Source organism: Hahella sp. HN01, assembly GCF_018986435.1.
Taxonomy (GTDB): domain Bacteria; phylum Pseudomonadota; class Gammaproteobacteria; order Pseudomonadales; family Oleiphilaceae; genus Hahella.
On sequence record NZ_JAHMIN010000019.1, the window covers coordinates 112,916 to 126,887 of the forward strand.

The window sequence follows — 13,972 nt, forward strand, 5'->3', positions numbered from 1 at the left end:
TAAGTTCTATTAAAGGCGAGAACAACTTACCGCTGTTCACAACGCCGCCAATTGTCAAAAAACTCTGCTTCTACAGGGAGGGTTTGATCGATAAGAGTAGGCTATGCGGCGCGACTTTGTTTAGGCCGGTTAGCTATAAGAGTATTCCGCCCATAGGTTGCGACGTAATGTAAACGCGCAACCTGCAAAATGCATAAAACAAACAAGCCTACCGTCATGGAGAAAAACAGATCGAAAACGATCCCCTCACCCTGAACGTTACCCCATACTAATACCATGGGAATGCAAAGCACGAAATAAGATATAAGTAGTGATACGAATGAGAAAAATGTGTCTTTGAATGCCGTCAGAACAATCCCGGCGGATGCTTGCACCCCGTCGAACAAACAGGCCAGCAGCATAAGAGGAACGATCTCAAGCGCCAGTTCCGCGACACGCCTATCAGGTGTATAAAAATAGACCAATTTATCGCTAATTAAATAAACAACGGCGATTAAAGACGACATCACAACGACGCCATTAAACAGAAAAGCAATAAACCAGCGCCGCGGTTCCGCTTGCACGTCTATGACTGCCCCTACGCGGGACATTTGCGCTTGCCCGTAGGCGATGGCGAAAATGAACGCTATAGAAGCGATACTGTTGAGAATGCCGAAGGCCGCGGCGGAATCTGCTCCAGAATAGGCCGCGATCATCGCGAGAACCGACATGGCTGCAAACTTGGCTATCACCGAGGCGGAAATCGGCGCGCCGATTCGGATGATGCGCCTCAGCATTTTCCTCTCCACCCGCAACGGGTCTTTTCCCGCCTGAAAGTTAAACAATCCAGCGCCGCACAAGCGATAGCCAAACGCCAGTGCAAAGACATACCCGATAACCGTTCCTATCGCCGCTCCCTGCTCCCCCATCGGCGTAAATCCCAGCCAGCCATACACCAGCGCCACTGTGCTCAGGGCGTTCATCGCAAAAGATAAAGCGCTTATTTTTAATAGAGGTTTGGTGTTCTTGGTCACCACAAACAAATTGGTCACCAGCATGCTGAGTGAAAGGGGAACCAGGCCCAAGGCCAGTACATCCAGATAGCGACTGGCGGCGAAGGCAATGTCCGCAGGCAGATTTAAAAACGTCAACGCCACCCCGTGCAACTGCAGCAGCAGACATCCCACTACCCCGGAAAACAACGCCAGTTGCGCGCCACTGCGAATCACCCGATGCTTACCCGCAGCATCTTCAGACTGAAAATACAGCGGGACCATTCCCCTGATTAAACCGTTGATCGCCGTCGCAAAGATAATAAAGACGCTGTTGCCGACCACAGCGGCGGAAAGTGAAACCGTTGAGAACCGCCCTAAAACGATCATATCCGTCAGCCCCGCTATCATGCTGAGACTGAGAGAAATCAATATTGGGTAGGCGATGGTGAGAGAAGCGATAAGTTCTTTAAAGCAGTACTCAACTTCCGCTTTGACGACGGCCATTGTCATAAATAACGTCCTGTTTCCAAAATCTCCAATACATAGATCAGAGCCGCATTTCCTTGACTTGTTTACTTGTAACGCGATGGATATCAACGGCTGCGTAGAGTACCACAACATGGGCGCATGAAGGGCGGCGATTTATAGCGTAAGACAGGGAATTAAAGCGGTTATTCGCCTATATCTGGCGGCGGGCAATCAACGCCAATTACAACGCTATGCAAATCGATAGACAGGTCTTTCTTTAAAACAGAAAAAGAAACTTCAAAACCACTATTGGGAATGACGGAAATGCATGTGACGGAAAAACTGTCAGGCCGTTCTTCAATGGTTATTTTATATTCGTCCGATAACTCATTCAGCGGTTTGGAGAAGTCGCCGTAACTTCCCCAATCGCCATGGCGCAATAGCGCTCGTTCAACGGACTCGATGGCGCTTTTTCTATCTGTTGTGCGTCCGTTATATTCAATACTGTCTGTCATCTAAGGAACCTCTGAAAAACGTTGGCGAGGCCTCAACTTTATACAGAGCGGCCCCGATACAACGCCGGGCGTCATATCGGGTCCAGCGTACAGCAAACTCAGTCTATTCGCCTGCGATACTGACCGTCGCCAAAGTCGACCGCCCCACTCCATCACTCAGCTCCACCGTAAACTGATCCTGCCCCGGGAAGCCTGGATCAGCGACATAGATAAAGTCAGCGCCCTGTAGCGTCACGCTCCCATGCTGTGGCGGCGTCGCCACCGCGTAGGCGATTGCGTCGGTTTCGGGGTCATAGCCCGCCAGCGTCCCGTTGAGCGTACCTGATGATGGATAAACAAATGTCTGATCCCATGAGACCGGCAGCTGGTTTTCGTGCGCGCCTATATCTGACGCGGGACCGCCTGGACGAGGATGGTCGGCGTAATCCGACGATGCAATCAGAGGCGGCGTCGCGTTGTCCACGATGTCGGCATTAGTCGCCGCCACCCGATAATCGTCCTGTGCAACGTTCACGAACTGCGCTTGGACCGGATCAGCGTAAAACTGGTTGCCTTCCACCAGGATGCTGAGGTTGCCTATATCGCGAATGGGGCTGATCAGATCCTGAATATCCACCAGCAGATTGTTGGCGATATGGGCGCTGTCCAGGTCGCTGTAATAACTAATGCCGTATTCGCGCGCACCCACAATAGTGTTGTTGTAGAGATTCGCGCTGTGGCCTGCAGAAATCAATATGCCCTGCCCTTTGCCGTTATCCGCGCGACCGGAGTCGATAATCAGGTTATTGAAAACCTCGAAGTGAGAGTCGTTGGTGTCCTCATACTCTTTGATATAGACGCCAGCGCGGTCCGATCCTTTTATCAGGTTGTTGTAGATGCTCACCTGATGCACGTCATAGCCATAGATTCCGTGCATGTCGTTGGGTCCGCCGTCATGGGACCAGCCAGTATTGATCACTTCATTATGGTGAATGCGATTGTTGGCGCCGCGCAGACCGCGAATCTGAATACCTTCATAGCCAATGTCACGCAGCCGGTTGTAGGCGACCGTCAGGTCATGAGTGGTGGAGTAAGCGCCGCCGCCCTGGTCTGCGGCTTTGCCAAGATAGAAGGCCTCTTCGGAGATGTCGTGAATATCATTGTGGTGGATGTGAATACCATCGGTGGGCGGCGCAGCGCCCAGGGGATATTTGCTGCCGAAGCTGATCGCCATAACGGTATGATCGATCTCCAGATAGGCCAGCTCAATGTGCTGCGTATAGGCTTCCCCCATGCGAATGCCTTTGGTCGCCCCGCCATGAATATGAATGCCTGTATCCAGATCATCATCGCCCACGCCCATGATCTGCACATATTTGCAGGCGTCCAGTTCAATGGTGTGACCGCCCTTGCCCAGTTCCACCGCGCCTTGATTGATGATCACGATAGGGCGCTCAGGGGTTCCTTGCAAACCCCAGATGCGCAGTGTTTTGCTGCGGGTTCCCGGCGCAATTTCGATACGATCTCCGGGCTGAATATAGGGGAAGTTAATCGGTTTGCCAGCGCCATACACCGCATCCGCCACATAAGGGCCATACATATGCGAGACGCCGTTATAGCCATTGCCGGGAGAAAAAACATAGCGGTTGATCGCCCCATCTTCCGTGGAAACCGTCACTCGGGCCTGCGCCCTCTCCCCCTGTTGATCCTGAATGTAGAACTCAAACACATCGACGCCGACAAAATCCGTCTGCGGCGTATACCGCCATCTGGCGCCGTCCGCAGACTGCCCTGGCACAGGGCCCAAAGGACTGAGCGCACCGTGAGACGGCGGCGCGACAATGCCAAACTTAAACCCTTCCTGACTGGAGCTCAGACTATCCAGACTGATGTCCAGAGACGTATTAATTGCTGTGACATAGCTGACGTTTGACGCCTGGGGAGCGGCCTGCAAAGACGTACTGGCCAGTAACCATAGCAATGGCCATAGAAGGTTTGAAATCAAAACGCGTGAGTAATTCGACATGAGCATTATTCCTCCTGAAAAATGTGGGTGTCCTGAACGTAATAGCGGCAATTGCTCCCCAGGCTTCGTTTTTGGTTTTATTAGAAGTCTAACGACGGACGTTCGCCAGATGCAGACAATTATAGATGCATTCAGGCCGTCGCTTAGGTAGACGTTGTTGATGTTTTTTTACATTCTGTGAACTCTTTGCAAGAGTAGTGTCGGCGGGTGCAGAACGCATCGAAACAGATTGCCGTCCCCTCTTCAGAGACTGACCATTTTCAGAGGCTCCTCAATAGCCAAGGCGGAGATTGAAGTATGCACACGAAGGACAATGACGAGGACTTTCAGCGCCAGGTGGCGAATTGCCTCGCCGTCACCGACAACCCTTTCTCCCAGTCCGCCGAATCCTCCCAAGAGGAAACCATCAAGGCGATTACAGCGCTGCTGCTCACCTGCGACAACGGCCCTGTTTTGGCGGCGTTACAGGTTGAGAGAACCCGTTTGGAGTCACTTCTTGAGCATAAGCCGGGTAGCATGACTGCCGCTGAGATCGCGATGCAGGATAAGGAGCGGCTCTGGAATTGTCGCGCCGCCATTGCCTGGATCGAAAAGCGCACTGCTTAAAACAATAAGCAAACCCTGTCTAACGAAAAACGCCCGCCCGATGTCGGGCAGGCGTTTAAATCCGCGTTTGCAGCGAAAGGCTTGTTCTGGTTACGCCAAGTCGAAGCGATCCAGGTCCATGACTTTGCTCCAGGCGGCGACAAAGTCTTTCAGGAAGCGCTCCTGCGCATCAGAACTGGCGTACACTTCAGCCAAGGCTCTGAGCTGCGAATTAGAGCCGAACACCAGGTCCACCCGCGTGCCGGTCCATTTCACTTCTCCCGTTACTCGGTCACGCCCTTCAAACATATCCTCCTCTTTGGAGGTCGCTTTCCAGACTGTGCCCATATCGAGCAGATTAACGAAGAAGTCATTGGTCAACGATTCAGGCCGCTGAGTGAAGACGCCGTGTTTGCTCTGGCCGACATTGGTGTTGAGAACGCGCATGCCGCCGATCAGCGCCGTCATTTCCGGCGCAGTGAGCGTCAACAGTTGCGCTCTGTCCACCAGTAACTCTTCCGCCGACACGGCGTATTTGCCCTTCGTGTAATTACGGAATCCATCCGCAATAGGCTCCAGCACCTCGAACGCTTCAACGTCGGTTTGATCTTGCGAGGCATCCATACGCCCCGGTGAGAATGGAACCTTGATGTTATGTCCGGCGTTCTGCGCAGCTTTCTCAACGCCAGCGCAACCCGCCAGCACAATCATATCCGCCAGTGAGACTTTCTTGCCGCCGGATTGCGCATTGTTGAACTCACTCTGGATGCCTTCAAGGGTTTTCAACACTTGCGCCAACTGGTCAGGCTGATTGACCTCCCACTCTTTCTGCGGCGCCAGACGAATACGCGCGCCATTGGCGCCGCCGCGCATGTCAGAGCCACGATACGTGGAGGCGGACGCCCAGGCGGTGGACACCATCTGTGCGACGGACAGCCCTGACGCCTGAATCTTGCTCTTCAGCGCGCTGATATCCTGGTCGTTAATCAGAGGGTGATCCACTGCTGGAATCGGGTCTTGCCAGATCAACTCTTCGGCAGGCACTTCCGGTCCAAGGTAGCGTGCGCGCGGCCCCATATCCCGATGGGTCAGCTTGAACCAGGCGCGAGCGAAAGCGTCCGCGAACTGATCTGGGTTCTCATAAAACCGTCTTGAGATCTTCTCGTACGCGGGATCAAATCTCAGCGACAGGTCCGTGGTCAACATGGTCGGAACGTGACGCTTCGAGGAATCATGGGCGTCGGGAATTTTATCCGCGCCAGCGCCGCCTTTGGGAACCCATTGATGAGCGCCAGCGGGGCTCTTGGTCAGCTCCCATTCGTAACCGAACAGGTTTTCGAAGAAGTTGTTGCTCCATTGGGTCGGCGTTTCCGTCCAGGTCACTTCCAGGCCACTGGTGATGGCGTCGCCGGCTTTACCGGAGCCATAGCTGCTGCGCCATCCCAGGCCTTGCTCTTCCAGGCCCGCCGCTTCCGGTTCCGGCCCCACATTCGCCGCATCGCCAGCGCCGTGGGTTTTACCGAAAGTGTGTCCGCCGGCGATCAGCGCCACAGTTTCTTCATCATCCATCGCCATGCGCGCAAAGGTTTCGCGAATGTCTTTGGCCGCCGCAATGGGGTCTGGGTTGCCGTTGGGGCCTTCCGGGTTCACGTAGATCAGGCCCATTTGCACGGCGGCCAATGGATTCTCAAGGTCTCTATCGCCGGAATAGCGATTGTCGTCCAACCAGGTTTTCTCGGCGCCCCAGTAAATATCCTGCTCCGGCTCCCAGATATCCGCACGCCCGCCGCCGAAACCAAAGGTTTTGAAGCCCATGGACTCCAGCGCCACGTTGCCGGCGAGAATCATCAGATCCGCCCAGGAAATCTTTTGCCCGTACTTTTGTTTGATCGGCCACAGCAAGCGTCTCGCTTTGTCCAGATTGACGTTATCCGGCCAGCTATTCAGAGGGGCGAAGCGTTGATTGCCGGTTCCGCCGCCGCCACGGCCGTCGCCAGTGCGGTAAGTGCCGGCGCTGTGCCACGCCATGCGAATAAACAAGGGACCATAATGGCCGAAGTCCGCGGGCCACCAGTCTTGAGAGTCAGTCATCAGTGCAGTCAGATCCCGCTTTACCGCCGCCAGATCCAGACTTTTGAAAGCTTCCGCGTAGTTGAATTCCTCACCCAGCGGATTAGATAAAGAAGAGCGCTGGTGGAGGATTTCGAGCCGCAACTGGTTGGGCCACCAATCCCGGTTCGATGTTCCCTCCGCTGGCGCGTGATGAAAGGGACATTTGCTATCAGACATTGCGTTCTCTCCATTCGTATTCAAGCTATTAACAGGTCTCGTCCAGTGATTCAGTTATAGTACGTGCGCAGTTGAGTTGACCAATATAGGTTCTCGATCATAACGATAGCTATTATCAGTCACAGGATAGCAGAGTTAGCGTTTAAGGCTGGTTGGGGCGTGCATGACAGCGTATTCACCCGGCTTGGATAAATACGCTGTCAGCGGCGATCTGGATTTGATGAGTGTGGCGCCGCGCCTTTACGGCAACGGCAGACAGAAGGTAATCGCCAGTTCCGAATGCTTGTCCACGTGACGGGTGAACATGGGCAACCCCGGATTATTGGCTGCGCGATAGGCGTCGATTATTTGCTGTTTGGTCCACACGTAAGTGGGGTTGTCAGTCAGAATTTTATGGGCGGGACGCACATTCCCGTCGGGAAACACCCACAGCCAGGACAAACGCCGCCCCTCAACGGTTCGACGTCCTTTATCCACGCAAAAGTGAGCGCGACCGCGAGACTTGGGAATATTGCAATAGGTGCCGAATTTGGCGCGGTTATCGATAAATTTGATCAGGTCGTCCAGGTTGATAAGGTCCATGCTGGCCTCATAACCCAATGTCTGGTGAACATCGCCCAAAGCGACGAATCCGCCTCCCAGTGAGCAGTCCCGTTGGTGCGTGGCGCGAATATCTGTGGAAGAAGCGATTCTGGTGCAGGGATAGGTGACGTCGCACAGGCCGCTATGCACCGCGCCTTGCTTCTCATTCTTGCATGTCATGTCGAGTAATCCTCCGTGGTGCTGCATATTATCGGAAGCAACCCCGCCACGATCATGCGCAGTAAACTTCCTGATCAACTCACACTAATCAATGGATAAGCCGCGCTTCCCTTTACGCGCGGTCCGGACAATCGATAACCCAGACCTGCGGCCGGAGCGCGCAGCCCCAAAAATATATAGTTCGATTAGTGAGAACGCGCAAACCTCCCAGATTCCACCCAAAAACGCCATCATCGACGCCCCCTATTCGCCAAACGCCGCGCCCGAAGCCGCTACCCGGCCGACAGTCCTAACCAGTCGCGCTATGTGCCCGGCCAAACAATCAATACAATAAACCCACAAAAGCAACAGAAAGACACAGTTGCGAAAACGAGATCGGGAGCACGAGCACTACTCAGACTTCGTCGGCTCTCCTGATGACGAGGCGGATATCATCATCGCCTAACGCCTATCAAACACCCTTCTCAACAATATGCGTTTCTTTGCCGTCCAGACTGACGTCGTTCTTCTGCTTCCAGTAGTCTTTGATGCCCTCGTCGCCTTTCTTGGCGGCCCAGTTTTTCAGTAGTTCACGGTCTTCGACGTAGTCGTAAAAAGGAACGGCCATGCCGCAGGAGGATTGCACCAGGTCGACATTCAGGTCGAAGATTTGTCTGGCGCCGGGAATCGGACCGAAATGGGCGAACAGTTCTTCCCATTCCGGGTCATTTCTATGAATCACTTTGGCCTCGCCGTACAGGCGTAGAATCAAAGGATTGCCTTCGAATGCAGCGAACATGACGGTCATTCTGGGACATTCCTGAATATGCGCCGAGGTCTCATTGCCGCTGCCCGTGACGTTCAGCCAGATGACGCGATTAGGGCCAAGCACCCGCAAAGAGTCCATGCCTTTGGGAGAAATATTCACCCTGCCCTCACGGGCGGCGGTGCCCACGAAAAACAGCTTTTGTTCCTGGATAAACTGCGTCAATTTGTCTGAAATTTCTGAAAACTGCTGCCCCATTCTGTCTGTTCCTTTTTACTGTCCTGATACGCAAAAACCGGAAGCAAGCCAGCAGGCTGTTTCCGGTTTTTCATCACACTATACTTGAAGTTCGCATGGACGCTTACTTGAAAGTTAACAACAACTCGTCCAGTCGCTCCAATGTGGAGGTCAGTCCTTCTTTCATGCCCATCTGAATCACCGTTTCCAGGTCTTTCAGGGTGTTGTAAGCAATGACAGTGTGAACCAGCGAATGCCCGGCCTTATCTTCAAAGGTGACGTCCCACTTGGAGCGCGGCATGGCGGGGTTAACTTCACCAGTAGCGTCGCTGAAGCCGTCCAGCGCAGTGTAGTTTTCAATGGGACGGATGGTTTGATAGTCCAACCTTCCCCAGTACTCAGTTCCCTCCGGATCGATCATGGCGTAGTGCCAGCAACCGCCCTCGCGAAAATCCATGGTTTTGGTTTTCGTCGTGAACGGCTTGGGGGCAAACCACTGGTCAAGCAGCTCGCTTTTGGTATAGCAATCCCAGACCAGTTGACGCTTCGCTTGAAACTCTCTTTTGACAGTAATGGTATTGTTTTCCTTATCAACGAGGAAGTCGAACTGAAGATTCGCGTTCATGGCTCTCTATCTCCTGATTTGAGGGTGTTTAACAGCGCATCGAGCTGGCTGAACCGGTCTTCCCACAGCTTACGGAACTGCTCCAGCCAAACGTCAATTTCCTGCATTTTTTCCAGCCTGAGTTGGTAAATAATTTCCCGCCCCTGCTTCTGCTGCGTCACCAGACCGCATTCATTGAGGATCTGAATATGCTTGGATGTCGCCTGGCGGGTCATTTCGAAATGATCGGCGATGGCGTTGGGCGTCATGCCCTGCGCGGCGATCAACACCATAATGGCTCTGCGTGTCGGATCGGCGATCGCCTGGAAAATATCTCGTTTCATGGTATCGCAACAATTATGCAACTATTCGGTTGCAAGTATATGCGCAACTTTTTGGTTGCGCAATGGCGCATGATGAAAATTTATGCAGTCTCACGGAGAAAGATTGGGCGACGGGCGGCTCCCCATTCGGTTGCCGCCCATCTGTTTTTTATACGAAGGGAATTCTCTTCATGACGGAAATCGCCATGCCCATATGATCGGTGAAAGCCACCGCGGAGTTGGTGGAAGTCGCCGCCTGGGAGATATAGTCGAACTTTTTGAAATCTATCGAGCGTGTATTGTAAACAGCGACATCGTAGACATCCTTACCGTTGCTGTTCGTGCCGTGAAAGAGATTGTCATGGGTATCGGCGGTAGTGAATTCGTGTGAGTCGCCGGCATTGGTGAATGGGATATCAAGCGCTTCGGAGATCGCCGTCGCGGTAAATCCTCGGCTGCTCTGATTAGTGTCTCCCATCACAATATCCAATCCCCCTTTTCCTTTTGACATGAAGGCCTGGTTGATATCCCGGTAAAACTGCTGGACGCGCGCTTTATCTTTAGCGATGGCGTTGGGAACATGTACAAACGCAATGTTGATCCAGTCCTTCTTAACCGCTATCCAGCCATCCCCCGACCCGATTATTTCGGCTTTGAGCTTTGCGCAGTCATAGACGCTAAAACTATTGCAGGCTTTTCCCGTTGAAACGGCGTGTTGCAGGTCTCCAAAGTGATCCTTCAGGAAATTCCAGTCGGAATGGTTGCCGTCGATTTCTCCAAATACCCCCAGATCTATAGGAGCCCCGATGGACCTGATCACATCCTGATGGATTTCACGCGCCTTGCCCTGCACCAGTGATTGAAACTGCACGACCGTCAGGGAGCCTTTGTTCATGGCCCCTGCCGGCTCCATAAACAAACGCATGGGCGGACCAAAAACAGGAATTGTCGGCGACGCGCCATTAGCGGTGGGCGCGGCCAGCTTCGCCACTTTCTTGGGCGGACCGGAATCATCTCCGTCGTCTGGCGCCGGTCTTTTGCGGGCGGTCAAGATTTCTCCCGAAGCCATTTTGTCATGCGTGCTGCGCGCATGTGACTGCGACAAGGCTGCGATGGCGTCTCGGGTTTTACTGGCGTTTGAATTAAATGATTGGTAGTAGAACACTGTCATTCGCAATTATCCTTAACACTTTAAACAGCTTGATTTGAAGGAGTAATTCTTACTGATGAGGCTTGATTCTATGGGAAAGTCGCGCGCTTTTAATATCCGCCAAAAGCGCTAGATCAGTTTATAAAGCCGCCGCCACTCGTCCACTCAGTCTGTCTCCATTTTTTGACAGCCCAGGAATCTCAACGCTTTCACCAGGAGAACGGGTATTGTTCTTAAGCCGGTATTTTCCGATGCGGGACTGCCACAGCATTTCTTCGTAGCGCCCGGAGTTTCGGAGACTTTCCAGGCCGTCATTGAGGGCTTTCAGTATCAGTTTCGCTCGGTCAGGATCAATCTTTCGGGAAATGGCGACGCAGATAGGCGTTTCCATTATCGGGCGATGATGATTCGTGATAAGTAAGGTTTGCACCGGCGATAGCTCCTGACTGATCAGGGAATAACCGACTTCAATCTCCATGGGGAAAACCTGAATCCGACCCGCCAGCAACTTTCGTATATTCAGCTTGTCGGAAACGACATATTCCACAGATATCCGTCCCGCCCTGGCCGCATTATCAAACGCTTCGCCGTAGGTGTAGCCGTCAGTGCCGCCAATACGCAGCCCGACCAGGTCATCGATGTTTTTCCAGTCAAAATCAAAACTTTTCAGGTGGAATATCACCTTCTTGTTATAGGTGACGGCGTCGGAAAAAATAAAGTCCCGCTCCCTCTCCGGCGTGGGAGCCCAGGTCAACGAACCATCGGCTTTCCCTTCCTGCGCCAATTGATAGCTGCGTTTCCAGGGATGATATTGATATTCCACTTTATATCCCGACAGCGCGAAAGCTTCGGTGACGATATGCGTAAACACCCCGCCATGTTTGAGGGTTTCTGAGGTATAAGGCGTCCATTCGCCATTGGTGAGCGTGACTGTTTTATCTGCGCCTGACGCGGAGAGAGATAAGATCGTCGCCAACAGGAATATGGTGGTTGTGTGAGTCTTTGTCAGCATCCTGCGCCTCCTCACTATTCCGTCCTGCAGTTTCTATTTTGGCCTCCTCCTTGAGTATAGTCCGCGATCAGCCCGGCGGAACGACTGAGTCATTCATACTGAGCCCTTCATAATGTCAACGACGCCAGAACCCGGGAACATTCACTCCCCGTTTAAGGCGTCGCGTCTTACTGTAAAGTTACTGGTCTATCGCGCCATCGCTGTCAGCACAGTTTTGGCGGCTGGGCGTTGTCTCATGCGCCCGACATAAGCACTTAGCGTTGAGTCTGGCGCGATCAATTCAGCGGCTTGCGGCAGGTTGGAAAGATAATCCAGCATAGGCGTGATCAGGGCGTCGGCGATAGTGTATTGCTCGCCGCAGATAAACGCAGCGTCGCCCAATTGAGCCGCCAATATCTGCAGCATTTTGATAACGTTTGGCTGCGCCTCAGACACCTTATTCCAACGCACTTCACCGTTTTCGCCCTTAGGAAACGCCAGCTCCGTCAGATACTCGCGCACAATCGCCTGATCGACGTACAAAGAGATCGCCGCAGACCATTGATCCACCAACGCCCGCTGATACAGGTCTTCCGGTTGCAATGCGGGCCCCTCGAACTGCGCGTCCAGATAACGACAAATGGAGGCTGTTTCGTACAGCTTGCGATCACCATGAATGAGCACCGGCACCTTACCGAAGGGATTGATGTTGAGGTGTCGCTCGCCTTTGTACTCAACCTCTTCGCCATTGATGCTGAAGCCATGGCTATAGGAAACGCCTTTTTCCTCGCAGCACAACATGACGGTACGAACAAAGGTGCTGAATTGCGGTCCAAAAATATGTACTTGTGCGCTCATTATCGAATTTCCTGTCTTTGTTAGTGTCCGACAACATGCTAGCCTTCAACACAATATGATCAAGAACATATTTTTTGACTAACTTACTCTGTGATTTCCCACTGAACCTTCCCTAGAGAGAACAACATATGCCCTGGAGCCCCGAGCACAAGCAACAAACCCGAGAGCGAATTCTGGACAGCGCAGCGCGACTGTTCGCCCTCAACGGCTACGACAAGGTGGGAATCAACGACGTCATGGCCGACGCCGGCCTGACCCGCGGCGCTTTCTACGCCCACTTTTCCTCCAAGACCCAGCTTTACGCAGAGGCTATCGTCACCTCGGCCCTGCAGGGCCGAGCCATGTTGCACCCCGACGAGAATCAGCCGCCACAGCTAGAGGCATTGGTCAATGGCTACCTGAGCCTGGAACATCGCCAGGGAGAACAAGTGCGTTGCCCACTGGCCTTCCTCACCACCGACATCGCACAACGAGAAGAACAAGTACGCGACACCTACACCCGAGTTTTCAAAGGCTTCGTCAACGCCCTACAACAACACCTGAACCCAGAAGACGCCGCATCGGAACAACAAGCCCTGCGCACAGCCGTCGTCATGATCGGCGGCATGGCCATCGCCCGGGCGATTAATGATGAAGAACTGGCGGGATCGTTATTGGAAGTGTGCCGGGAGGCGGCTTTGGTGAAAGTATAGTGAGTTTACATCAACTCAATTAAATACTGCGCTCGGTCTATTTTATATGAATACCAAATATATTTTCAGAGCTATTATTAATTACATAAACCTCTTTAAATGGAAGATTAACAGCCATCATAGATAGATCGGCTTTTATGACATCCCATTTATTCCTGGGAAGAACTTCCAAATCAGCATCGAGAATCAAGTAGAATATATTTTTGTATTTCTTCTCGTCACCTTTTTTCTTAAAACAACGAGAAATTCCCTTTTTAAAAGCATCAAGCGCCTGATCTGTTGAATACATATTACGTTCAGCTGCTCGCCTCTTTTGTTCAAATTCAACCTCAGGAGCATCATCTTGAACCCCCATAAAACCAGGGGCCTCACCAACTTCATTCAACTCATCAGCCAAGTAAAACCTCTCTTTTCCTCTTTCAAGGGTAACTTCTATACCCCTCTTAGAGCCGTCCTTAAACAGCAACCAACAATCTGGCACTTTATTATTCAATGGAAATTGAACATAGTCGGCCTTAATATTTGTGAATTTCAAAAAACGAGAAACTGGCATCACCTCATCTCGTAGTTTCTTCCAAGGCTTTCTCCCAAGTCTGTAGTCATAGATATCTTGTATTGACCGTATCTGACCAAATAGGCTTTCAAGGCTGATCTGAAACTCAATAACACGCATCCCACTCTGTGAGGAAAGCTCATCATATAAACTCTTTAACTTATTAGAGTCAAAGGCCATAACTCTATCCTTTGGCAGGAACGCCGGATGTATGCATCACA

General features: G+C 52.3%; 14 protein-coding genes. 2 read left to right on the forward strand and 12 right to left on the reverse strand.

Annotated elements, in window-relative coordinates; genetic code table 11:
• Positions 1-101: 101 nt before the first annotated feature.
• The 3 genes from KP814_RS18705 to KP814_RS18715 all read right to left on the reverse strand — a co-directional run bounded on the left by KP814_RS18705 (position 102) and on the right by KP814_RS18715 (position 3,962).
• Positions 102-1,484, reverse strand: a complete 1,383-nt coding sequence (locus KP814_RS18705) for an MATE family efflux transporter (protein ID WP_216738182.1) — start codon at positions 1,482-1,484, stop codon at positions 102-104.
• A gap of 161 nt (positions 1,485-1,645) precedes the next feature.
• A complete protein-coding gene (locus KP814_RS18710; RefSeq protein ID WP_216738183.1) occupies positions 1,646-1,957 on the reverse strand; it encodes a hypothetical protein in 312 nt (103 codons plus the stop codon).
• A 103-nt stretch (positions 1,958-2,060) separates the two neighbouring features.
• A complete protein-coding gene (locus KP814_RS18715) occupies positions 2,061-3,962 on the reverse strand; it encodes an Ig-like domain-containing protein (protein WP_216738184.1) in 1,902 nt (633 codons plus the stop codon).
• Positions 3,963-4,259: 297 nt separating this feature from the next.
• Here KP814_RS18715 and KP814_RS18720 point away from each other — a divergent pair, with 297 nt between their 5' ends.
• Positions 4,260-4,568 (forward strand): hypothetical protein, encoded by a 309-nt coding sequence (locus KP814_RS18720; protein ID WP_216738185.1) that lies wholly within the window; start codon positions 4,260-4,262, stop codon positions 4,566-4,568.
• 90 nt (positions 4,569-4,658) lie between these two features.
• On the opposite strand, the gene katG is transcribed toward KP814_RS18720, so the two are convergent.
• From katG to KP814_RS18760, 8 genes are all read right to left on the reverse strand, one after another.
• Positions 4,659-6,836, reverse strand: a complete 2,178-nt coding sequence (gene katG / locus KP814_RS18725) for a catalase/peroxidase HPI (RefSeq protein WP_216738186.1) — start codon at positions 6,834-6,836, stop codon at positions 4,659-4,661.
• Positions 6,837-7,076: 240 nt separating this feature from the next.
• On the reverse strand, positions 7,077-7,598 hold the full coding sequence (locus KP814_RS18730; protein ID WP_216738187.1) for a hypothetical protein: 522 nt from the start codon (positions 7,596-7,598) through the stop codon (positions 7,077-7,079).
• A 451-nt stretch (positions 7,599-8,049) separates the two neighbouring features.
• Positions 8,050-8,601, reverse strand: a complete 552-nt coding sequence (locus tag KP814_RS18735) for a pyridoxamine 5'-phosphate oxidase family protein (protein WP_216738188.1) — start codon at positions 8,599-8,601, stop codon at positions 8,050-8,052.
• Positions 8,602-8,704: 103 nt separating this feature from the next.
• On the reverse strand, positions 8,705-9,205 hold the full coding sequence (locus KP814_RS18740) for an SRPBCC domain-containing protein (protein ID WP_216738189.1): 501 nt from the start codon (positions 9,203-9,205) through the stop codon (positions 8,705-8,707).
• The gene (locus KP814_RS18745) at positions 9,202-9,528 is read right to left on the reverse strand and encodes a helix-turn-helix transcriptional regulator (RefSeq protein WP_216738190.1); all 327 of its coding nucleotides are present in this window, start codon (positions 9,526-9,528) and stop codon (positions 9,202-9,204) included. The genes KP814_RS18740 and KP814_RS18745 overlap by 4 nt, the downstream gene beginning before the upstream one ends.
• Positions 9,529-9,676: 148 nt before the next feature.
• Positions 9,677-10,678: a hypothetical protein gene (locus KP814_RS18750; RefSeq protein ID WP_216738191.1), complete on the reverse strand. Its 1,002-nt coding sequence runs from the start codon at positions 10,676-10,678 to the stop codon at positions 9,677-9,679.
• A gap of 118 nt (positions 10,679-10,796) precedes the next feature.
• Positions 10,797-11,669, reverse strand: coding sequence for an ABC transporter substrate-binding protein (locus tag KP814_RS18755; RefSeq protein WP_216738192.1), 873 nt, complete (start codon positions 11,667-11,669; stop codon positions 10,797-10,799).
• A gap of 186 nt (positions 11,670-11,855) precedes the next feature.
• Entirely contained in the window at positions 11,856-12,506 is a 651-nt protein-coding gene (locus KP814_RS18760) for a glutathione S-transferase family protein (RefSeq protein WP_216738193.1), read from the reverse strand.
• Positions 12,507-12,634: 128 nt separating this feature from the next.
• On the opposite strand from KP814_RS18760, the gene KP814_RS18765 reads away from it, so the two are divergent.
• A complete protein-coding gene (locus KP814_RS18765; RefSeq protein WP_216738194.1) occupies positions 12,635-13,198 on the forward strand; it encodes a TetR/AcrR family transcriptional regulator in 564 nt (187 codons plus the stop codon).
• A 37-nt stretch (positions 13,199-13,235) separates the two neighbouring features.
• Here the strand turns inward: KP814_RS18765 and KP814_RS18770 are convergent, their stop codons facing one another.
• On the reverse strand, positions 13,236-13,931 hold the full coding sequence (locus KP814_RS18770; protein WP_216738195.1) for a hypothetical protein: 696 nt from the start codon (positions 13,929-13,931) through the stop codon (positions 13,236-13,238).
• Between the last annotated feature and the right edge of the window lie 41 nt (positions 13,932-13,972).